General features: G+C 70.8%; 17 protein-coding genes and 1 tRNA gene. 11 read left to right on the top strand and 7 right to left on the bottom strand.

Features of this window, described 5'->3' with window-relative positions; all coding sequences use genetic code 11:
* Nucleotides 1–79: 79 nt before the first annotated feature.
* On the bottom strand, nt 80–2,956 hold the full coding sequence (locus tag ACZ43N_RS28335; RefSeq protein WP_468101459.1) for an SUKH-4 family immunity protein: 2,877 nt from the start codon (nt 2,954–2,956) through the stop codon (nt 80–82).
* A gap of 7 nt (nt 2,957–2,963) precedes the next feature.
* Nucleotides 2,964–3,965, bottom strand: coding sequence for an SMI1/KNR4 family protein (locus tag ACZ43N_RS28340; protein WP_468101461.1), 1,002 nt, complete (start codon nt 3,963–3,965; stop codon nt 2,964–2,966).
* Between the two features lie 355 nt (nt 3,966–4,320).
* Between ACZ43N_RS28340 and ACZ43N_RS28345 the strand changes: the two genes are divergently transcribed.
* Nucleotides 4,321–4,821, top strand: coding sequence for a YwqJ-related putative deaminase (locus ACZ43N_RS28345; protein ID WP_468101462.1), 501 nt, complete (start codon nt 4,321–4,323; stop codon nt 4,819–4,821).
* A 246-nt stretch (nt 4,822–5,067) separates the two neighbouring features.
* Nucleotides 5,068–5,562: an SUKH-3 domain-containing protein gene (locus ACZ43N_RS28350; RefSeq protein ID WP_468101463.1), complete on the top strand. Its 495-nt coding sequence runs from the start codon at nt 5,068–5,070 to the stop codon at nt 5,560–5,562.
* 154 nt (nt 5,563–5,716) lie between these two features.
* On the opposite strand, the gene ACZ43N_RS28355 is transcribed toward ACZ43N_RS28350, so the two are convergent.
* Nucleotides 5,717–7,069, bottom strand: a complete 1,353-nt coding sequence (locus tag ACZ43N_RS28355; RefSeq protein ID WP_468101465.1) for a sensor histidine kinase — start codon at nt 7,067–7,069, stop codon at nt 5,717–5,719.
* A 167-nt stretch (nt 7,070–7,236) separates the two neighbouring features.
* Here ACZ43N_RS28355 and ACZ43N_RS28360 point away from each other — a divergent pair, with 167 nt between their 5' ends.
* The 7 genes from ACZ43N_RS28360 (at nt 7,237) to ACZ43N_RS28390 (ending at nt 12,956) form a co-directional block, all read left to right on the top strand.
* Nucleotides 7,237–8,097 (top strand): hypothetical protein, encoded by an 861-nt coding sequence (locus ACZ43N_RS28360; RefSeq protein WP_468101467.1) that lies wholly within the window; start codon nt 7,237–7,239, stop codon nt 8,095–8,097.
* Nucleotides 8,098–8,111: 14 nt separating this feature from the next.
* Nucleotides 8,112–8,187: transfer RNA gene (locus tag ACZ43N_RS28365), tRNA-Gln, on the top strand.
* Between the two features lie 133 nt (nt 8,188–8,320).
* Nucleotides 8,321–9,769, top strand: coding sequence for a bifunctional UDP-N-acetylglucosamine diphosphorylase/glucosamine-1-phosphate N-acetyltransferase GlmU (glmU, locus tag ACZ43N_RS28370; protein ID WP_468101469.1), 1,449 nt, complete (start codon nt 8,321–8,323; stop codon nt 9,767–9,769).
* Nucleotides 9,770–9,875: 106 nt separating this feature from the next.
* Nucleotides 9,876–10,850 carry a ribose-phosphate diphosphokinase gene (locus tag ACZ43N_RS28375; RefSeq protein WP_468101471.1) on the top strand — a complete coding sequence of 325 codons (975 nt, stop codon included), beginning with the start codon at nt 9,876–9,878 and terminating at the stop codon, nt 10,848–10,850.
* A 193-nt stretch (nt 10,851–11,043) separates the two neighbouring features.
* Nucleotides 11,044–11,637: a 50S ribosomal protein L25/general stress protein Ctc gene (locus ACZ43N_RS28380; protein WP_468101473.1), complete on the top strand. Its 594-nt coding sequence runs from the start codon at nt 11,044–11,046 to the stop codon at nt 11,635–11,637.
* A gap of 88 nt (nt 11,638–11,725) precedes the next feature.
* The gene (gene pth / locus ACZ43N_RS28385; protein ID WP_468101474.1) at nt 11,726–12,328 is read left to right on the top strand and encodes an aminoacyl-tRNA hydrolase; all 603 of its coding nucleotides are present in this window, start codon (nt 11,726–11,728) and stop codon (nt 12,326–12,328) included.
* Nucleotides 12,329–12,431: 103 nt separating this feature from the next.
* Complete coding sequence (locus tag ACZ43N_RS28390) at nt 12,432–12,956, top strand: hypothetical protein (RefSeq protein ID WP_468101476.1); 525 nt, start codon at nt 12,432–12,434, stop codon at nt 12,954–12,956.
* A gap of 90 nt (nt 12,957–13,046) precedes the next feature.
* Here ACZ43N_RS28390 and ppc read toward each other — a convergent pair whose 3' ends face one another.
* On the bottom strand, nt 13,047–15,788 hold the full coding sequence (gene ppc / locus ACZ43N_RS28395) for a phosphoenolpyruvate carboxylase (RefSeq protein WP_468101478.1): 2,742 nt from the start codon (nt 15,786–15,788) through the stop codon (nt 13,047–13,049).
* Nucleotides 15,789–16,215: 427 nt separating this feature from the next.
* On the opposite strand from ppc, the gene ACZ43N_RS28400 reads away from it, so the two are divergent.
* The gene (locus ACZ43N_RS28400) at nt 16,216–17,244 is read left to right on the top strand and encodes an acyl-CoA desaturase (RefSeq protein ID WP_468101479.1); all 1,029 of its coding nucleotides are present in this window, start codon (nt 16,216–16,218) and stop codon (nt 17,242–17,244) included.
* Nucleotides 17,241–17,918, top strand: a complete 678-nt coding sequence (locus ACZ43N_RS28405; RefSeq protein WP_468101482.1) for a TetR family transcriptional regulator — start codon at nt 17,241–17,243, stop codon at nt 17,916–17,918. The genes ACZ43N_RS28400 and ACZ43N_RS28405 overlap by 4 nt, the downstream gene beginning before the upstream one ends.
* A 703-nt stretch (nt 17,919–18,621) precedes the next feature.
* Here the strand turns inward: ACZ43N_RS28405 and ACZ43N_RS28410 are convergent.
* The 3 genes from ACZ43N_RS28410 to ACZ43N_RS28420 all read right to left on the bottom strand — a co-directional run bounded on the left by ACZ43N_RS28410 (nt 18,622) and on the right by ACZ43N_RS28420 (nt 21,922).
* Nucleotides 18,622–19,488, bottom strand: a complete 867-nt coding sequence (locus tag ACZ43N_RS28410) for a PaaX family transcriptional regulator (RefSeq protein WP_468101483.1) — start codon at nt 19,486–19,488, stop codon at nt 18,622–18,624.
* Between the two features lie 68 nt (nt 19,489–19,556).
* Nucleotides 19,557–20,945 carry an MFS transporter gene (locus tag ACZ43N_RS28415; protein ID WP_468101484.1) on the bottom strand — a complete coding sequence of 463 codons (1,389 nt, stop codon included), beginning with the start codon at nt 20,943–20,945 and terminating at the stop codon, nt 19,557–19,559.
* 158 nt (nt 20,946–21,103) lie between these two features.
* Nucleotides 21,104–21,922: a trans-aconitate 2-methyltransferase gene (locus ACZ43N_RS28420; RefSeq protein ID WP_468101486.1), complete on the bottom strand. Its 819-nt coding sequence runs from the start codon at nt 21,920–21,922 to the stop codon at nt 21,104–21,106.
* Nucleotides 21,923–22,026 lie beyond the last annotated feature (104 nt).

Genomic DNA, 22,026 nt, shown 5'->3' on the forward strand with positions numbered 1-22,026 from the left:
AACGCCGAAGGGCTGGGCCCGGTCGCACGACCGGGCCCAGCCCCTCACGTTCACGCCGCCGACGGTCAGCGGCGCCGGCTCACAGCAAGCCGTCCCACATCTGCTCCAGCAGCACCGACCACCAGCTCTCCGGCGAGCCGAGCGCCGCCGGATCCAGGGCGGCCAGCTGCGCCTGGAAGTCGACGGTCCAGCGGCCCGCCTGCTCCTGGTTCAGCCCGAACCGCAGCCGCCACATACGGCCCAGCAGCGCCAGACAGCGCGTGAACTCCGGCAGCCCGGTGTTCACGAACTGCGGCGGCACGGGCGCACCGCCCGGCCCCGCCTCCACCGGCACCGCCACGATGTTCGCCGTGCCGTACTGCACACACAGCGCCTTGCCGAAGTCGCTGCCCATCACCAGGTACGAGCCCGCGTCCGCCGCCGGCTGCACACCCCGCTCCTGCGCCAGCTCCGCCAGCGTCGGCACCGGACGCCCCGGCTGGGCCTGCGCCCAGAAGAACGGCCCCATGTCCACCGGCAGCCCGGCCACCACCAGGGTGTGCGCCACGATCGGCGGCACCCCCTGCCGCGACACCGCCTGCTGGTCGAACCGGAACACCCCCGGCCCGAACGCCGCCGCCAGTTCCTGCCCGATCGCCTCCGGCGGGACCGGCGGCGCCGGCTGCACCGGCGGCAACGGCGCCCGCACCGGCGCGGGCCGCGCCGGCCCGTCCGCGACCTGGTGCAACTCACCCTGGTGCGCCAGCAGCTGCGCCATGCCCTGCTGCCGGCTCGCGTGGTCCTTGCCGTACGGGGCGATGGACGTGATGCGCGCGTTCGGCCACTGCTCACGGATCATCCGCGCGCAGTACGCCCCCGGCAGCTCGCACGACTCCAGCTCCGTGTGCAGCTCCAGCACCGCCTCCGGCGGAATGTTCAGCCCGCGCAGCTCGTGGAAGATCTGCCACTCCGGGTGTGGGGTGCCCGGCGCGGAACGCCGGATCACCTGCTGCTCGGAGCCGTCGGGCGCGCGGTACCGCAGGACGGCCTGGTAGCCGGGACCCACGGTCGGCTGCCCCGTCGGCTGCTGCGGATACCCGTACGCCGGCGGACCACCCATCGGCTGCCCGGGATGCCCCGGGTGACCGGGCTGACCGGGATGCCCCGGGTGACCGGGCTGACCCGGCTGACCGGGATGCCCCGGGTGACCGGGCATGCCCTGCGGGGCGCCCGGCGGCATACCGGGCGGGCCGGGCGGCTGCGGCATGCCGGGCGCGCCGGGACCGCCCACCGGGGGCCCGGCCAGCATCGTCTCGGCGTGATGCACCGGAGCGGGACCCCCCGCCGGCGTACCGGGCTGACCCGGAGCACCGGGCACACCCGGAGGCTGCGGAGCCCCCGGACCACCCACCGCGGGCCCCGCCAGCATCGTCGCCGCATGGTGCACACCACCCGCGGGCGTACCCCCCGGCGGATTCGGCGCACCAGGAACACCGGGCGCACCAGGAGGACCAGCGACCCCGGCGCCACCAGGGACACCAGGCTGACCCGGAGCACCGGGCACACCCGGAGGCTGCGGGGCCCCAGGACCGCCGATCGACGGCCCCGCCAGCATCGTCGCCGCGTGATGCACACCACCCGCGGGCGTACCCCCCGGCGGATGCGGCGCACCAGGAGCACCCGGCTGACCCGGAGCACCGGGCGCGCCCTCGGGCCCGTCCGGGCCCAGGGCGGAGACCATCTGCGTGGGCACGTACCCACCCGCCGGCGTACCCGGAGCGGACGGCGGCGGAGGCGTGCCGCCCGGACGGACACCGGGCGCACCCGGAACACCCGGCGGGGGCGGCGGCGCACCCGGCCCACCGTTCCTGCCGCCCCTGCGCGGAGGCGGCGCCGCCTTGCTCGTCGCGGCGTCGGCGATGTCCCCGGCGTTCGGCGCCAGCGGACGCCCCGGCGGCGGAGTACCGGGCCCCTGCGGCCCACCCTGCGGATACCCGTACGACGGAGCGCCGGGCGGCGGAGTCCCCGGACCCTGCGGATACCCGTACGACGGCGTACCCGGCGGCGGGGTCCCCGGACCGGCCGGCGGCTGCGGCTGTCCGGACGGGGCCAGCGCGGGCGCCACAGCCGTGGGCGGCAGCTGGCTGCCCCCGGAGATCAGCGCCGTCTTGGCGTCGGGCAGGGCACTCGGCGGCGGAACGTCGTCCTCGCCGCTCACCTCGGTCAACTGCGGCGCGAACACCGTGTCCGGCAGCGGCACCGAACGGTCGTCCTCGACCTCGGCGTTGGTGTCCGTCCCCGCCCACGGCGTCGCCCCGTCGGGCACACCCTGCACGGCGTCCTGCGGCTCGGCGTCCCTCGGCGGCGGCACCGTGTCCCGCACCTCGTCCCCCGCCGAAGCGGCGGCCGGCCACGGCGTGGCATCCACCGGCACCGGCGGCGCGTCGGCCGGAACCGGGGCGGGCACACCCGGCGGCCCCGCCAACGTCTCCGGCATCGCACCGGAACCCACTGACGCCGCCGGACGCGACCCCGCCCCGTCCGACGCGCCCGCGCCGGAACCGGAACCGGAACCGGAACCGGCACCCGAACGACGATCCGGGATCCCCATCCGATCCGCCGCGTCCTGCAACCACTCCGGCGGAGTCAGCAGGAACGACGTCTGGTTCAGATCAACCCGCGCCGCAGGAGCCGGCGCCTCGGCGACAGGCGCCTCCGTCCGCCCGTACTCCTCCTCATAACGGCGGATCACCTCACCCACCGGCAGCGACGGCCACAACGTGGCCTCCCCGCTGTCCCGGGCGATCACCAGCCGCTGCGCACCACCGTCGGACCGCGGACCGTCCGCGCGGTCCTCCGCCCACACCACGAACCCCAGGTCGAACTCCCGCACCCGCACCTCACGATGCTGATAAGCGGGCAGATCACCGTTGATCCACTCCTCGGCGCGCTCCTGCGCCTGAGCGAACGTCACCATCGAGAACTCACTCCCCCACCGAAGACGTCGCGGCGACCGGCACGGCACGAGCGAACCCACCGTCCACCATCAGATTCGCCACCGTCTCCAACTCCGGCGGATTGCCCGCCAGCCGGGACAGGAACACATCGAAGTCCTCACCGGCGGGCAGCAGCAACCGCTCCACCCGCTCGGCCGGCGGCAACGACGGATCCACATCACGGGCGTCGTCGTACGCGCAGAACCACACCGACCCGATCCGGTCGCCCTTCACCTTCACCGCGACCAACCCGCCCTGCGCGAAAGCCACCGCCAGATAGTCCTTGGTCAGATGGTCCCGCAGACACTTGTTGACATACACCAGGTCATTGACCGCCGCCTCGTCCCGCACCGTGAAGAACGGCTGATCCACCAGCAGCCCCAACTCCGCGTCCAACGCCGCCCCCACGGGAGCACAACCACCCGCCGCCTTCAGGAACGACCGGTACGCGCCCGGCAACCGGTACCCCAGGTCCTCCTCGACCCCCTGCACCTGCGACTCCGTCACCGCCACCGCCGACGACTTCGGCAACCCGAAATGCGCCGGCCGCGTCTCCTGCAACGGCCGCGTCCCCCGCTTGCCCTGGTCCACCCGCGCCGTCGCGACACCACCGTGATGCCGCAGCAGCGCCTTCACCTCGACCGGCACCAACTCCAGCCGCCGACTGCCCACCACGTGATGCCACGTCCACCCGTGCGGCGTCGCCACCGGCGGAATCGTGTCCCACAACTCATGCCCCGACGCCGCCAACGCCGCGTTCGCGGACACATAGTCCGTCAACCGCAGCTCATCCACCCCGAACCCCTCCGGGGGATCGGCGATCTCCGCGGCGGCACGCGCATAGGGCGAGAAATCCGGATAACCGTGCGCGTCCACACGGACACCCCTCGGATGACGCGCGGCCCGGACCGGGTCCGGAAACTGCACGACCTGCCCGGCGTAGGCCGCGTTCGGCGGCGCGGCTTGCTGCCCGAGCCGACCTGTCGTCATGGCGGTAGCCCCCTGCGGCGTTCTGTCGACCTGTTCTGGTACTGGCTGACTGGTACTGGCATCTGTACTGACTCACCACTGGCAGTGAAAAAGGCCCGTCAAAGGCCCCTTCCCACTCCCCGACCCGCCCGGAACCCGCACTCGAACGCGGGACCCGCACGGATCGCGGTTGTCGACAGCCTATGCCGTACGGCAACCCCGGTCACCGGCCCTCCGCTTCCGTGACCAGCCGTCACATCACCCTTACCGTGCGCCGAAGCCCGGGCGTGTCGCACAGCCCCAGCTTCCACACCGGCCACACCGTTTGGCACTCTGTGTCCGCTGACGGGGGATGCGACAGGAGGGGACGACGATCATGAGCACGACGCAGGCGGGACCCTCGGGCGACCCGCGCATCGGCTGGAGCACCGCGGAACAGCCCTCCGCCCCCACCCTCCTCCACCGCCGCGACGGCATCCTGCCCACCGTCGCCGCCGCCCTCTCCGTACGCGGCGAAACCCTCACCGGCACCGCCGCCCGAGGCGACCAGCCCCCACCCCTGCACCCCCTCGTCCAGGAGTTCCTCGACTCCCTCGCCACCTCCCAACGCGACCGCTTCACCGGCCGCTGCGCCGAGGCCATCCTCATCTCCCGGCACATCACCACCGCCGACGCGGCCCGCAGCAAACGCGCCTCCCGCAGACCCATGACGAACGGCGAAGCCCGCAAGGTCCTCAAGCAGGCCAAACTCACCACCCGCCACATCCGCGAGGAAGGCGACCCCCTCCACGGCGGCTTCGCCACCCCCTGCCGCTCCTGCACCGCCCTCAGCGCCCACTTCGGCGTCCGCATCGTCGACCCCACCCAGGACAACTGAACGGGACCACCTCACCGCGAGTACTGAGGGAAACCACCAAGAGGAAAACCGGCCGAGCGGGACACACTCACCGGAACCCACCCGGAACCACCGCTCCACCCCCACACGTCACCTGATACGCAATCAGACACACCCCTCAGCGCACCCCCCGCACACCAAAGACCCACCACAACCGACCGAACCACACACCCACCCCACCGACCCACCAGCCGAACACCGACGAACCCCCCGACGAACAAAGGGCAGATGCACACCGACCGCACCTCCACCACGCGCTTCTCCGTACCCGTCGACGCCGCCCTGCGCGCCGCCGGCTGGCAGCCCGGACGCTGGGACATAAAGCAGGCCGAGTTCTGGGCCGACACCCTGCGCGAGCACACCTCGCCCGCAGGACACCGCCACGCCGTCTTCCCGGCCGCCGTCGAAGCCTGGGCCGAATTCGGCGGCCTCCGCCTCACCGCACAGGGACCCGGCCGTCAACTCGCCCCCGTCGACCTCCACCTGGACCCCCTCCACGGCCTCCACCTGGCCCGCACCCTCGGCGACCTCGGCCGCGCCCTCGACACCGAGGTCTGCCCCCTCGGCCACGAAACCGCCACCCGAGCACTCCTCGCCATCGACACCGAAGGCCGCGCCTACGCCCTCGACCACACCGGCGACTGGTACCTGGGCCCCCACATCGACGCGGCCCTCACCACCCTCCTCACCGGCGCGGCCCCGACCCGCCTGACGGCAACCTGAGACAACAGGACCACCCCGCACCCAGCCGCGCCCAGCCGCACCTGCAGACAGCCGCCGGCCCTCACACAGCAAGCGGCGGACAGTCGCGCCTCCGGGGCGACGAGGGGCCCCTGCACGAACGAAGCCGAGCGCTCGGGGGAGGGCAAGCGCAGCGCTACGCCGGAATGACCGCCGACACCCGGAACCCCCCGGCGTCGGTCGGCCCCGACACGAACACACCCCCCAGCCCGGCCACCCGCTCCTTCATCCCGAGCAGCCCGTTCCCCCCACTGGGCAACCGCGCGGCCCCCGCCGCCCCCGGCTCCGGCGGCGGCCCGTTCTCCACCTGCATCGCGATCTCCGCCGTCCGATGCGCGAGCCGCACATGCGTCTTCGCCCCCGCCGCATGCTTGTGGACGTTCGTCAACGCCTCCTGCACCACCCGGTACGCCGTCTGCTCCACCTCCGCCGCATACACCCGCACCTCCCCCTCCACCGACAACTCAACGACCATCCCCGCGGCCGCCGACTGCCCCACCAACTCCTCCAGCTCCGCCAGACAGGGCCCGTCCCCCGCCTCGTCCTCCGCCCGCGAAGCCGCCGCCGCCGCGGCCGCCCCCACCGCCGCCAACGGCACCGACGCCGGCTCGGCCGACCGCACCGTCGAAAACCCCTCCCCCGACCGCAGCACCCCGAGCATCTCCCGCAGCTCGGTCAACGCCTGCCGCCCCATGTCCCCCACCAGCGCCGCGTTCTTCACGGCCTTCTCCGGGTCCTTCCGCGCCACCGCCTGCAACGCCGCCGCATGCACCACCATCAATGACACCCGGTGCGCGACCACGTCATGCATCTCCCGCGCGATCCGGGTCCGCTCCTCGCCCCGGGCCCACTCCGCCCGCTCCTCCGCCCGCTCCGCGAGCAGCTGCAGCTCCCGCTCCAACGAGTCCGCCCGCTCCCGCAGGCTCTCCATCAACCGCCGCCGGGCCCCCACATACAACCCCAGCAACACCGGCGGCGCCGTCAGACCTATCGCCACCGTCAGGGCCAGGAACAGCGCGAACCACTCCTTGCCGCCGATCGCGGCGTCCCCGCTCTCCCCGCTGTACTCACTGGTGATCTGCGTGGCCTGCACGAACCACACGATGAACACCCCCGTGAACGCCATGCCCAACAGCGCCCCGATGATCCGTCTCGGCGCCTCCGACGCGGCCAGGGTGTACAGCCCGACGAGCCCCATCAGATAGCCCATCTGAGCGGGCGCGACAGCGATGAAGACGAGCACCACGGCGACGGGCCACATCCGCCGCACCAGCAGCACGGAGCCGGCCAGCGCCCCGAAACCCACCCCGACGGCCGAGGGCAGCCCGGCGTCCCGGGCGAACTCCACGCCCTCCACCGCACACTCGACCGCCGACACGAAGGCGAGCGCGCCGTCGAAGACGGCGCTGCGCCATCGGTCCCACCACCACGGGCCGACCGGGCGGCCCTCCGTCCTGGCCCCCGTGCGGCCTTCCCCCGTCGCGGTCATACCCCCAGCCTACGTTCGAGTGCCCCCGCTTTTCCGGCGAGTTTCTCGTACTGGCTTACACCACACGGCCCAATCAAACAGAAGCGAAACCACCCGGTATCCCTCGAACTGCTGAATCGCACAACGTTCGACACCGGAACCCATCATTCCGCCCAGACGGTATGCCCATGGCACATCCCCACGGCAAGCACGCCGACTTCGAGACCCTCCGTGAGCAAGCGATCACCTTGCGCCGCCAGGGCCACAGCCTCCGACAGATCCGGGACGAGCTGAAGATCTTCAACAACGACCTACTGAACCAACTGGTCAAGGGCGAACCGCCCCCGGAGTGGACCAAGCGCCCCAACGCGAAGGACGACCTGAAGGCGAAGGCGAGGGAGCTACGCCTCCAGGGCTGGACGTACGACCAGATCCAACTGGAACTGGGGTGCTCGCGCAGTTCGATCTCCCTCTGGGTGCGGGACCTCCCGAGGCCCGAACCGCGGTACACGCCCGAGGAGCGCAAGGTGCTCATGCGCGACGGCCTGGCCCGCCTCCGCGCCGCTCAGAACGAGGAGCGCAAGCAGACCAAGCTCGCAGCCCTGGGAGCGGTCGGAGAGCTGACACCTCGCGAACTGTTCATGGTCGGCATCGCGCTGTATTGGGCGGAGGGCTCCAAGAGCAAGCCGTACGACCGCCGCGAGCGCGTGGTCTTCGTCAACAGCGACCCTGGGGTGATCGAGACCTACCTCGCGTGGCTGGACCTACTCGATGTCGACCGCGAACGCCTTCGCTACCGCGTACTCATCCATGAGTCCGCGGACGTCGAGGCGGCCCAGCGCCACTGGGCCGGGCTCGCGGGCGTAGATACCTCGGTCTTCGACAAACCGACGCTCAAGAAGCACAACCCGAAGACGGTCCGCAAGAACACAGCCGACGACTACCACGGTTGCCTGGTCATCACCGTGGCGAGGAGCGCCCATCTGTACAACCGCATCGAGGGCTGGTGGCAGGGAATCGTGGCGCAAGCGCAGGACCGTCTCCGGTAAGGTCTGAAGCGCTGTCCCCCGTGGTGTAACTGGCAGCACACTGGTTTTTGGTACCAGCAGGACAAGGTTCGAATCCTTGCGGGGGAGCCACAGCACACAAGACCTCAGTTCGGGTCCTGACCCCAGAAAGCCGGGTCGGGACCCGCTCACATTTCCCCCTCACAGCCCCCCGGTATCCTGCGGATGTCCACACCCCACTCATCCACAGCCGAAGGGCATCCCCGTGAGCGCAACCCGCCCGGCAGCCGTCGTCGTCCTCGCAGCGGGTGAGGGCACCCGTATGAAGTCGGCCACACCCAAGGTTCTGCACAGCATCTGTGGCCGCTCCCTGGTGGGCCACGTCCTCGCCGCCGCGCGCGAGTTGGACCCCGAGAACCTGGTCGTCGTCGTGGGGCACGCCCGCGAGAAGGTCGCCGCGCATCTGGCCGAGATCGACCCGGGCGTACGGACGGCCGTCCAGGCGGAGCAGAACGGCACGGGGCACGCCGTACGGATGGGCCTGGAGGAGCTGGGCGGCGGCGTCGACGGGACGGTCGTGGTCGTCTGCGGTGACACCCCCCTGCTGACCGGCGCGACGCTCCGCCGGCTCGCCGAGACCCACGCGGCCGACGGCAACGCGGTGACCGTGCTGACCGCCGAGGTCCCGGACGCCACCGGTTACGGCCGGATCGTGCGGGACGACGCCTCCGGCGCCGTGACGGCGATCGTGGAGCACAAGGACGCCACGGAGGCGCAGCGGGCGATCCGGGAGATCAACTCGGGTGTGTTCGCGTTCGACGGTCAGCTGCTCGTGGACGCGCTGGGGAAGGTGCGGACGGACAACAGTCAGGGCGAGGAGTACCTGACGGACGTCCTGGGGATTCTGCGGGAGGCGGGGCACCGGGTGGGTGCCTCGGTGGCCGTGGACCATCGGGAGATCGCCGGCATCAACAACCGTGTGCAGCTCGCGGAGGCGAGGCGGATCCTCAACGACCGGCTGTTGACGGAGGCCATGCTCGCGGGTGTCACGGTCGTGGATCCGGCCACCACCTGGGTGGATGTGACGGTGACGTTCGAGCGGGACGTGCTGGTCCACCCCGGCACGCAGTTGCTCGGTGCGACGCGTCTGGGTGAGGGCGCGGAGGTCGGTCCGAACTCGCGGTTGAAGGACACGGTGGTCGGGGCCGGCGCGCGGGTGGACAACACGGTGGCGGACGGTGCGGAGGTGGGGCCGCAGGCGACGGTGGGGCCGTACGCGTACTTGCGTCCGGGGACGCGTCTGGGGTTGAAGGCGAAGATCGGTACGTACGTCGAGACGAAGAACGCGTCGATCGGTGAGGGGACGAAGGTTCCGCATCTGTCGTATGTGGGCGATGCGACGATCGGCGAGTACTCGAACATCGGTGCGGCAAGTGTTTTTGTGAACTATGACGGTGAACAGAAGCACCACACGACCGTGGGGTCGCACTGCAAGACGGGTTCGGACAACATGTTTGTGGCTCCTGTCACGGTGGGGGACGGTGCGTACACCGCTGCCGGGTCCGTGATCACGAAGGATGTGCCGCCCGGTTCGCTGGCCGTGGCCCGGGGCCAGCAGCGGAATATCGAGGGTTGGGTGGCTCGTAAGCGTCCGGGGAGCGCGGCGGCGAAGGCGGCCGAGGCGGCTTCCCGGGAGGCGGAAAGCGAAAGCTGACCGGAAACGGGTGCGTCGGGGACGGCGTACCGTGATAAGTGCACATCCGCACCCCAGCTGAGCGGTCATCCGTGCCCAGCTGTGACACCTCTGAGGAGACAGTGCTGTGACCGGGATCAAGACGACCGGCGAGAAGAAGATGATGTTCTTCTCCGGCCGCGCCCACCCCGAGCTTGCCGAGGAGGTCGCCCAGCAGTTGGGTGTCGGGGTTGTCCCGACGAAGGCCTTCGACTTCGCCAATGGCGAGATCTATGTGCGTTACCAGGAGTCGGCGCGTGGTGCGGACTGCTTTCTGATTCAGAGCCACACGGCCCCGATCAACAAGTGGATCATGGAGCAGTTGATCATGATCGACGCGTTGAAGCGTGCGTCGGCCCGCTCCATCACGGTGATCGTGCCGTTCTACGGTTACGCGCGGCAGGACAAGAAGCACCGTGGTCGTGAACCGATCTCGGCGCGTCTGATCGCGGATCTGATGAAGACGGCGGGTGCGGACCGGATTCTGGCGGTCGATCTGCACACGGACCAGATCCAGGGTTTCTTCGACGGTCCGGTGGACCATCTGTTCGCGCTGCCGCTGCTGGCGGACTATGTGGGCGCGAAGGTGGACCGGACCAAGCTGACGGTGGTGTCGCCGGACGCGGGTCGTGTGCGGGTGGCGGACCGTTGGTGCGACCGGTTGGGCGCGCCGCTGGCGATCGTGCACAAGCGGCGTGACAAGGACGTGGCGAACCAGGTCACGGTGCATGAGGTCGTGGGTGAGGTCGAGGGCCGTATCTGTGTCCTCGTGGACGACATGATCGACACGGGTGGGACGATCTGTGCCGCTGCGGACGCGTTGTTCGCGCATGGTGCGGAGGATGTCATCGTGACGGCGACGCATGGTGTGCTGTCGGGGCCGGCGGCCGATCGGTTGAAGAACTCGAAGGTGAGTGAGTTCGTGTTCACGAACTCGCTGCCGACGCCGAGTGAGCTGGAGCTGGACAAGATCACGGTGTTGTCGATCGCGCCGACGATCGCGAACGCGGTGCGTGAGGTGTTCGAGGACGGTTCGGTGACGAGCCTGTTCGACGAGCAGTAGGGATCGCGGGGCGGTCGCGTAGAGATCGTTTTGGGTGCGGCCTTCCTTGCCGAGTAGACTGCTGCAGTTGCTCGGCGAGGGAGGCCGTCCGCGTTTGTGCGCGGGTTCGGCGGTCCGTTATCGACGCGCTCTTCGTAGCAGGCCGTTCGTGGCCGGGTGACCACGTCCGTTGCTATCTCTACGAGGAGTGATCATGTCCGAGGTGAAGCTCACCGCGTCGACGCGTACTGAGTTCGGCAAGGGTGCGGCCCGTCGTATCCGTCGTGACTCCAAGGTTCCCGGTGTTCTGTACGGTCACGGTTCCGACCCGCTGCACCTGACGCTGCCGGGACACGACCTGCTGCTGGCGCTGCGTACGCCGAACGTCCTGATCTCGCTGGACATCGACGGCAAGACCACCGAGCTGGCGATCCCGAAGTCCGTGCAGCGTGACCCGATCAAGGGTTTCCTGGAGCACGTCGACCTGCTGCTCGTGAAGAAGGGCGAGAAGGTCAACGTCGAGATCCCCGTGCACGCCGAGGGTGAGCTGGCGCCGGGCGGCAACCTGCTGGAGCACGTGCTGAACGCGCTGCCGGTCGAGGCTGAGGCGACGCACATCCCCGAGTCGGTCAGCGTCTCGGTCGAGGGTCTTGCGGCGGGTGCGTCCGTCCTGGCGAAGGACATCGCGCTGCCGAAGGGTGTCTCCCTGGCGGTCGAGGAGGACGCGGTGGTTCTCCAGGTTCTGGCCGCGCAGGCGGAGGAGCCGTCGGAGGAGGGCGCCGAGGGCGAAGAGGTCGCCGAGGCCTGAGCCGTGCTGCGACAGCGGTACAGCGAGTGTTGATCCAGCCGCCGTTTCCCTTGCGGGAGCGGCGGCTGGTTCGCGTAGGAATGGAGACATGGACGTGACGACCGATCCCGCCGCCCCCTGGTTGATTGCCGGTTTGGGGAATCCCGGGCCTGAGTACGCCATGAATCGGCACAATGTCGGGTTCATGGTGGTGGATCTGCTGGCCGAGCGGATCGGGGGGAGGTTCAAGCGGGCCGGGAAGGCTCAGGCGCAGGTCGTGGAGGGGCGGATCGGGCCGCCGGGGCCGATGAACCGGCGGGTGATCCTGGTGAAGCCGATGTCGTTCATGAATCTTTCCGGTGGTCCGGTGAACGCGCTGCGGGACTTCTACAAGGTGCCGGTGGGGAACATCGTGGCCGTCCATGACGAGTTGGACATCGACTACGGGACGCTGCGACTGAAGCTGGGCGGTGGTGACAACGGTCACAACGGGCTGAAGTCGATGACGAAGGCGATGGGGTCGGACTACCACCGGGTGCGGTTCGGGATCGGGCGGCCGCCGGGTCGGATGCCGGTCGCGGATTTCGTGTTGAAGGACTTCGCGTCGGCGGAGCGCAAGGAGTTGGACTACTTCGTGGACCGGGCGGCGGACGCGGTGGAGTGCCTGGTGATCGAGGGGCTGGAGCGGGCGCAGGGGACGTACAACTCCTGAGGGGTGACTTCGGGAGGGGTGGGGACAAGTCGGTATTCCTTCGTTGTCCGGTTTGGCCTGCGGGAGTTGACCGACCGCGGTGCGATGGCCAATGATCCCCGCCATGCCCGCCGGCCATGCCTCCGCTTCCCGTTCGCGGCACGCCCGTGCGCTGCCGCGCGGGGGCGGTGCGTCGAGCGCGTTGCGGTACGGGCGGCTCGCGGCGATGGGCGTCGTCGCGTTGGTGATCGTGTTCGCCGGGGTGTGGGGTTCCTGGGGGTGCGCCCAGCACGTGATGCTGAGCAAGGGGCGCGAGCAGGGGACGATGACGGTGTCCCGGTGTGACGGGTCGGTCTGCTGGGGGCCGTACGAGCCGGTGTCGGCGGGGTCGACGGCTCGGCAGCGGGTGAGTATCGAGCAGTCGGTGGCGGTGGAGACGGGTGAGACGTACTCGGTCGTCGTGAAGCCGGGCAGCAGTGATGTGGTGCGGACGGGCCCGGCGGGTCTGTTGCACGCGTGGGTGCCGCTCGGTGGTGCGCTACTGCTGTCCTCGGTGGTCGTCGCGGGCGGGTTGCGGATGCGTCGCTCGGCGTGGGTGCTGGGCGGGGCGGGCATCGCGTTGATCACGGCGGCCTGGGTGGCCCTGTGAGGCCGTCCTCCTGAGACCACGCGACGGTGCCCCCAAGGTCGTACGACCTTGGGGGCACCGTCGCGTTGCGTGGGTGGGCCGGTGTGGGGGTCAGCCGGTGTTGCGCAGGCCCGCCGCCACGCCGTTGACGGTGAGGAGGAGGGCGCGGGCGAGGAGCGGGTCGGGGGTTTCGCCGGCGGCCGCCGCGTCGCGCTGCCGCTTGAGGAGGGCGACCTGGAGGTAGGAGATGGGGTCGAGGTAGGCGTCGCGGATGGAGAAGGTCTGCTGGAGGACGGGGTTGGCGTCGAGCAGCTTCTCCTCTCCGGTGATGCGCAGGACCTCGCGCACGGTGAGCTCGTGTTCGGCCTTGATGGTGTCGAAGACGTGCTTGAGTTCGTCGGGGACGAGGGTGTCGACGTAGTGCTGCGCGATCCGCAGGTCGGTCTTGGCCAGCGTCATCTCGACGTTGGAGAGGAAGTTGCGGAAGAAGTGCCACTGTTCGTGCATCTCTTCCAGGACGGTGTCGAGGCCGGCTTCGCGCAGGGCCTTGAGGCCGGAGCCGACGCCGAACCAGCCGGGGACGATCTGGCGGGACTGGGTCCAGCCGAAGACCCAGGGGATGGCGCGCAGGCCGTCGAGTGAGACGCCGGAGCCGGGGCGGCGGGAGGGCCGGGAGCCCAGGTGCAGGTCGGCGAGCTGGTCCACCGGCGTCGACGCGAGGAAGTACGTCGGCAGGTCCGGGTCCTCGACGAGGGCGCGGTAGGCGGCGTGGGCCGCGTCGGAGACGACGTCCATGGCGGCGTCCCAGCGGGCGAGTGCTTCGACGGACTGCCGGGGTGCGGTGTGCAGGGCGGAGGCCTGGAGGGTCGCGGCGACCGTGAGTTCCAGGTTCTCCCTGGCGAGGGACGGCACGAGGTACTTGTCGGAGATGACCTCGCCCTGTTCGGTGACCTTGATCTCGCCTTCGAGGGTGCCCCAGGGCTGGGCGAGGATCGCGTCGTGGGAGGGGCCGCCGCCGCGGCCGACGGTGCCGCCGCGGCCGTGGAAGAGGCGCAGGCGTACGCCGTAGCGGTGGGCGACGTCGCGCAGGCGGCGCTGGGCGCGGTGGATCTCCCACTGGCTGGTGGTGATGCCGCCGAACTTGGAGGAGTCGGAGTAGCCGAGCATGACCTCCTGGACGTCGCCGCGCAGGGCGACGAGCCGCCGGTAGGAGGGGTCGGCGAGCATGTCCTCCAGGATGGTGTCGGCGGCCTTGAGTTCGTCGGTGGTCTCCAGGAGGGGGACGATGCCGATCTTGGCCCAGCCGGCGTGGAGGTCGATGAGGCCGGCCTCGCGGGCGAGGACGGTGGCGGCGAAGACGTCGTCGGCGCCCTGGCACATGGAGATGATGTACGACTCGATGACCTCGGGGCCGAAGACCTCCAGGGCCTTCTTGACGGTCTCGAAGACGCCGAGGGTCTTGGCGCCGTCGGCGTCGAGGGGTGCCGGGGTGGGGGCGAGGGGGCGGCGGGAGCGGAGCTCCTTGGCGAGGAGCTTGTGCCGGTACTCGCGGGGCATGTCCTCGTAGCGCCAGGACTCCTCGCCGAGGCGGTCGAAGAGCTGGCCGAGGGCGTGGTGGTGGGCGTCGGCGTGTTCGCGGACGTCCATGGTGGCGAGCTGGAGGCCGAAGGCGGCGAGGGTGCGGATGGTGCGGTTCATGCGGCCGTCGGCGAAGAGGCCGCCGCGGTGCTCGCGCAGCGAGGTCTGGATGAGGGTGAGGTCCTGGAGGAGCTCGCTGGTGCCGAGGTAGTCGCGGCCGGGTTCGTGCGGGGTGCCCTTGGCGAGGCGCTGCTTGGTGTTCTCCAGCTTCTGCCGGATGCAGGTGGCCTTGAGCCGGTAGGGCTCCTCCGCGTTGAGGCGCTTGTAGCGGGGGCTGATCTCGGGGAGGGCTTCGAGGTCGGCCTGGAGGGAGGAGAGCAGCTCTTCGGTGGCGCCGGTGTAGCGGATGGAGTTGGAGAGGAAGCCGCGCAGCTCGTCGATGAGGTCGAGGGCGTCGTTGATGCCGTGTTCGTGCTGGAGGATGAGGACGTCCCAGGTCACCTGGGGGGTGACGTTGGGGTTGCCGTCGCGGTCGCCGCCGATCCAGGTGCCGAAGGTGAGGGGGCGGGTGTGGTCGGGGAGCTGGACGCCGACGCGTTCCAGTTCCGCGGTGAGGTCCTCCAGCACGTCGCCGACGGCGTTCGCGTGCAGCTCGTCCAGGTAGTAGATGGCGTTGCGGGCCTCGTCGGCCGGTTCGGGGCGGACGACGCGCAGCTCGTCGGTCTGCCAGACGAGGTCGATGTTCTCGGCCAGCCGGGTGTCGTAGCGGCGACGGTCGGATTCGATGACCGGGGTCTCCAGGAGCGCGGCGATGCGCCGGAGCTTGTTGAGTACCGACCGGCGCGCGGCTTCGGTGGGGTGTGCGGTGAAGACGGGGCGGACGTTGAGGTTCCGGACCGTTTCGCGCAGGTGGTCGGGGTCGGCGTCCTTGAGGCGGTCGGCCGTCCGGGCGAGGAGGCCGCCCTCGGCGGCACGGCGTGCCCGCAGTTCGCGGCCGCGGTGGACCTGTTCGGTGACGTTGGCCAGGTGGAAGTAGGTGGAGAAGGCCCGTACGAGCTTGGCGGCGGTCTCCAGTTCCGTGCCGCGCAGCAGTTCGGCGGCGGCTTCGCCGTCTTCGCGGGTCAGGCGGCGGACGCGCTCGACCAGCTCCAGAAGTTCGGGGCCCTCTTGGCGTACGAGGGCTTCGCCGAGCAGATCGCCCAGGCGCCGGATGTCGGCGCGCAGCTCGGCGCTGGTCGTCGTGACCGTCTGGCCGTGGTCGTCGGCACTGCTCACAGGTGCGGCTCCTTGCAGTGTTGAAGCTCGTCTGGGAGGGAACCCGGAGGGCGGCCCAGCGACTCGAGGAGGTGCAGGCGCCGCTTGGTGGGCTTGGCTTCCGGGCAGGATTCAGAGCGGACCGCGCTGTCCGACCGACACCAGGATAGGTGGCCGGTGTCACGAGCAGGCCGCCAGGTGTCCGGTTGGCGGCACTGAGTGCCAGATTCGGGGGTCGGAAGGTCTCTGTTTTGGGCACTGGGGCGACAGATGTCCACTCGGTCCCCGGGACGCGAGCGGACGGGCTCTTGCCGCCCGGCGACGCGCTGACATACTTACGATGCCGTAGGTTACGGAACCGTAGGGAATGCCGTAAGGCGGCCCACGCAGCCTGTCGTCGACAGGCACTCCCCCTCTCTCCACCCTCGACCCCCTAGGGGACGCCCCCATGACCACAAGTTCCGATGTGATCGATGACGCCCCGAAGGCGAACGACTCCTCGGGCTCCGCGCCCGGCTCCCCCGCTGTCTCGGCGACGCTGGGCGGCGAGCAGAAGCGGTCGATCGAACAGATCACGCTGCTCCTCTTCATCACCGTTCCGTTCCTGGCGCTGCTGGCTGCGGTGCCGCTGGCCTGGGGCTGGGGCGTGAGCTGGCTGGATCTCGGCCTGCTGGTGTTCTTCTACTACCTGGGCTGCCACGGCATCACGATCGGCTTCCACCGGCATTTCACCCATGGTTCGTTCAAGGCCAAACGCCCGTTGAAGATCGCGCTGGCGATCGCCGGGTCGATGGCCGTGGAGGGCCCGCTGGTCCGCTGGGTGGCCGACCACCGCAAGCACCACAAGTTCTCCGACGCCGAGGGTGACCCGCACTCGCCCTGGCGGTACGGGGAGACGGTTCCGGCACTGGTGAAGGGCCTGTGGTGGGCCCACATCGGCTGGATGTTCGACGAGGAGCAGACCCCGCAGGACAAGTACGCCCCGGACCTGATCAAGGACAGGACGCTGCGGACGATCTCCCGTCAGTTCATCCTGTGGACGGTGGTCTCCCTGGCGCTGCCCGCGCTGATCGGCGGTCTGGTGACGATGTCCTGGTGGGGCGCGTTCACGGCGTTCTTCTGGGGCTCGCTCGTCCGGGTGGCCCTGCTGCACCACGTGACGTGGTCGATCAACTCGATCTGCCACGCGGTCGGCAAGCGCCCCTTCAAGTCCCGCGACCGCTCGGGCAACGTGTGGTGGCTGGCGGTGCTGTCCTGCGGTGAGTCCTGGCACAACCTGCACCACGCCGACCCGACGTCGGCGCGGCACGGCGTCGAACGCGGCCAGCTGGACTCCTCCGCCCGGCTGATCCGGTGGTTCGAACAGCTGGGCTGGGCCTACGACGTGCGCTGGCCGTCACGCTCGCGTATCGATTCCAGGCGTATCACGGGTGAGAACGCTTCCGAACGCCGGAAGGCACCCGCCGAGGCGGCATGATTGACGCCGTGGCGACCGACTCCAGCAGCACCCCGAGCAATGAGAAGCCGCGGCGTGCGCGCCGCACCCGGATGACGGGCGCCGAACGCCGTCAACAACTGCTGGAAATCGGCCGCACCCTCTTCGCCGCGAAGGGGTTCGAGGGCACGTCGGTGGAGGAGATCGCCGCGAAGGCGGGGGTCTCCAAGCCGGTGGTGTACGAGCACTTCGGCGGCAAGGAGGGCCTGTACGCGGTGGTCGTGGACCGGGAGATGCGGCGCCTGCTGGACATGGTGACCAGCTCCCTCACCGCCGGCCACCCCCGCGAGCTGTGCGAGCAGGCGGCCTTCGCGCTCCTCGACTACATCGAGGAGTACACGGACGGCTTCCGGATCCTCGTCCGGGACTCCCCGATCCCCCAGTCCACGGGTTCCTTCGCCTCCTTGATCTCCGACATCGCCACCCAGGTGGAGGACATCCTGGGCCGCGAGTTCAAGAGCCGCGGCTTCGACCCCAAGCTGGCCCCGCTCTACGCCCAGGCACTGGTGGGCATGGTCGCCCTGACGGGCCAGTGGTGGCTGGACGTCCGCCGCCCGAGGAAGGCGGAGGTCGCGGCCCACCTGGTGAACCTGGCGTGGCACGGCCTGGACGGCCTGGAACAGAAGCCCCGGCTGATCGGCCACCGGAAGAGCTAGCGCTGTGACCGGGTCCGGGCCCGGGGGCCGCCCAGGCCCTCAAGGGCGGGGGAACCGGGCCCGGGGGACGTGGTAGCTGAGCAGTCCCCCGGCGAACATGCCTCCGATCGCGGCCACGGCGCCCTGCTTCGCGGCCCGCGGCAGCTGAACAGTCCCCGGGCGGAGCAATGGGCAGTGCCCCGGCGGCCCGCGGCAACTGAGCCCCCGGCGGGCCGGGCCGCGGCAACTGGGCAGTCTCGCGGCGGCCCGCAGTAACTGAGCAGTCGCCCGGCGGCCCGCAGCAACTGAGCAATGCCTCGGGGCCGTGGGGCACTGCGGAGTCCTCAGGGGCGCGGGGAACTGCGCGACAAGCCAGACGGACCCGCACCCGCAAGAGGCACATGCGCCACCCCTTCAGGCGCACCAAGCCGCGGGCGGGCAGGAGCGTACCGGCCGCGGCCCAGGGCGCGCGGACCGGACCGCGCGAGCCGGCCGGCGGACGACGGCGCACGGCACGACGCGAGCCGACCGCAACACGGCGGCGCACGGCACGCGCGGACCGGACCGCGCGAGCCGGCCGGCGGACGACGGCGCACGGCACGACGCGAGCCGACCGCAACACGGCGGCGCACGGCACGCGCGTACCGGACCGCGCGAGCCGGCCGGCGGACGACGGCGCACGGCACGACGCGAGCCGACCGCAACACGGCGGCGCACGGCGCCGCTACGGCGCTCCCGCCGGGGTCGCGCGCAGCGGCGTCGTCTCCAGAACCTCCGCCGCCATCCGTCCGGCGGGGCCGGCCGTCTGTTCCGCGATGTGCCGGAACGTCTCCTGCGCCTGCCGTGCGGGCCACTCGGCCGGCAGGTGCTGGACGGGCAGCCGGGGGTCGGTGCGGATGATGCGCAGCCACTCGGCGACGAGCCGCAGCCGGGTGGCGACGGGGTCGGCGGCGGCGAGGTCCGCGGTGGTCCAGCGTTTGTCGAAGGCGACGTACCGCGCGGCGAGGGCCTCCAGGTCCCAGCTCTCGCGGATCATCAGCCCGATGTCGGTGAACTCGTCGGCCCGCGCGTGGAACACCTTCACATGCGCGTCGAGCCCCAGCTCCGAGACGATCTCCCGTACGTCGACACGTCCCGGCGCGATCCACAGGCCGCTGTAGAGCGCCCCGAATCCGGACCAGGTGAGCCGGGAGCGCAGGTCGTGGCGTTGGCGTTGCCAGGCCTCGGGGAGGGAGAAGCCGAGGATGGTCCAGGTGCCGTCCCACTCCTCGTTGACGGCGCCGTCGCGCCAGATGCGCTGTCCGCCGTCGCGCAGGATGCCGTTCGCGTGCGGGGTGAGACCGAAGAACATCTTCCGCCCCTCGCGCTGGCGGCGCAGCAGCCCCCGGTTCACCATCCGCGTCAACGTCGACCGCACCGCCTGCTCGCCGGTGCCGACGCGTCCGAGGACGTCGATGATGCTCCCCGAGTACACCCCGAGGTCGCCCTCGCCCCGGTCCAGCACGTGGTTGCCGAAGAAGGCCAGCACCAGCGACTGCGGCCGCGGCTGCGGCGCGGCGGCGACAGCGACGTCCAGGATCTCGTCCTCCACAGCGGTAAGGGTACGTACGGCGGGGGTGGGGGTGGGACGAGGGCCGCCCCCGATCCCACCGCGTCCTCCTACGAGGCCACCCCTTCCTTCACCGTGCTCTCCCGAACGGCCCCGTCGCCGAGCGAGTCCCGATGCGTCTCCCGTACGAACCACACGGTCACCGCGGTGACAGCCGCACCGCCGCACACCAGCAGCGAGACCGGCGTACTGGACCCCCCGTTCGCCGCCACCAGGCTCCCGGCGATCATCGGCGAGAACCCGGCGCCGATGAGGGTGGCGAGCTGGTAACCCAGCGACGCTCCCGTGTAGCGGACCTTCGTGCCGAACATCTCGGTGAGGAGCGCGCCCAGCGGCCCGTACATCGTGGACTGGGCGATGCCGTGGCCCAGGACGACCGCGAGGATCAGCAGCCCCGGCGACTTGGAGTCGACCAGCGCGAGCACGGGGAAGGCGAGCGCGGCGGAGGCGACGGCCCCGGCGAGGACGACCGGGCGGCGGCCGATCCGGTCGGAGAGCGCGGACGCGGCGGGCAGGACGACCAGCGCGACGGACGCCGAGACGGTGAGGGCAGTGAGGACCTGCGGCCGGGCGTAGCCGATGCCGGTGGCGTAGGCGATGAGGTAGCTGGTGAGCAGGGACTGCGCGGTGAACGCGCCGATACCGACGCAGGCGGCCAGCACCAGGGCGCGGGGCCGGCGCAGTACGTCGAGCAGCGGCATCCGCGATTCGGCCCGGTCCTTCTTGACCGCGGCGAAGAGCGGGCTCTCGACGACCTTGAGGCGGACGAACAGGCCGACGGCCAGCAGGACGACGCTGAGCAGGAACGGGACGCGCCAGCCCCAGGCCGCGAACTGGTCACGGGGCATGGCGACGACGAGGGTGACGACGAGCGAGGACATCAGGGAGCCGAGCGGTGCTCCCATCTGGGTGAAGCTCGACCACAGGCCGCGTCGCTTCTCGCCGGCGTGTTCGACGACCATGAGGGTGGCGCCGCCCCACTCACCGCCGATGGCGATGCCCTGGAGGACGCGCAGGGTGATGAGGAGGACCGGGGCCCAGACGCCGATGGTCTCGTAGGTGGGCAGCAGTCCGATGAGGAAGCTGGCGCCGCCCATGAGGCCCATGGTCAGCAGCAGCATCGACTTGCGGCCGAGCCGGTCACCGAAGTGTCCGAACACGATGCCGCCGAGCGGCCGGGCGACGTATCCGGCGGCGAAGGTGCCGAACGCCGCGATGGTGCCGACGGCGGGGTCGGCGCCCGGGAAGAACAGTTGGCCGAAGACGAGCGCGGCGACCGTGCCGTACACGAGGAAGTCGTAGAACTCGACGGCGGTGCCGAGCAGCCCGGACAGCGCGACGCGGCGCAACTGCCGGGCCCGCTCGGCCTGTTCGAGCGTCTGGGGTGGCGTGGCCGGCTCGGCGGGGTCGGGGGGGTTGGAGAGGGGGGACGGGGGCATGCGGGTCTCCCTGGAGCGAGGGGAACGAGGGAGGAACACCGCGAAGGTAGGCGCACACCTATCGGCCGTCAATATTCTGCACAACATCCACTGCGGGACCTCAGCCCGGCGCGTTGCGAGGGCGAAGCGGAGAGGCACCCCGCAGAGGCAGCCCCTGACTAGCTCTCACCCCCTGGCTTGCGCGCGACGACGAAGATGCGGCGGAAGGGGAAGGCCGTACCGTGAGGCGTGGCCGGGTATGCCTCACGGAGGGCGGCCCGGTACTCGGTGACGAAGGGGGCGGCCGCCTCCCCGAGTTCCGTGAGGATCGGCCGCAGTCCCGTCCCCTTGACCCAGTCGAGCACGGGGTCCTCGCCCTGGAGGAGGTGGACGTACGTCGCCTCCCAGACGTCGACCTCGCAGCCAAGGTCGGCGAGCGCGGCCAGATACACGGTGGGCGCATGGACCGCGTCGTCGTGGCGGAGCGTCTCGCCGAGCCGGTCCCGCCACCGGTCGGACCGCGCGAGTTCCCGCATGAGGCGGTGGCTGGGCGAGTCGAAGTTGCCGGGCACCTGGAAGGCGAAGGTGCCGCCCGGTACGAGGGCGTCCACCCAGACCGGGAACCGGTCGAGGTGCCCGGGCACCCACTGGAAGGTCGCGTTGCTGACGATCAGGCCGTACGGCTCCGGAGGCACCCAGGTGCGGACGTCGACGGCGGCGAAGTCGATGCGGCCGCCGCCCGGCATGGCCCCCTCGTACTCGACGTGCGCCCTGTCGAGCATCTCGGGCGAGTTGTCGTATCCGGTGATGTGCGCGCCGGGCCAGCGGTCGGCGAGCAGGCGGGTGACATTGCCGGGGCCGCAGCCGAGGTCGGCGATGCGGGGGCGGTCGCCGGGCGGCTCGGGCACCTGGGCGAGCAGGTCGACGAAGGCGCGGGCGCGGTGGCCGGCGTGGCGCAGGTACTGCTGGGGATCCCAGGTGGGAGTGGTGGCGGGCATGGGCGGGCTACCTCCTCGTAACTCCTTACGCCGCCGGAAGCCGTTCACCGTCGCCGTTCACGGCCGTACGCCCGGCAGACATCCACTGTCGCCGAAGATTATCT

The organism is Streptomyces sp. NPDC030814, assembly GCF_055572155.1.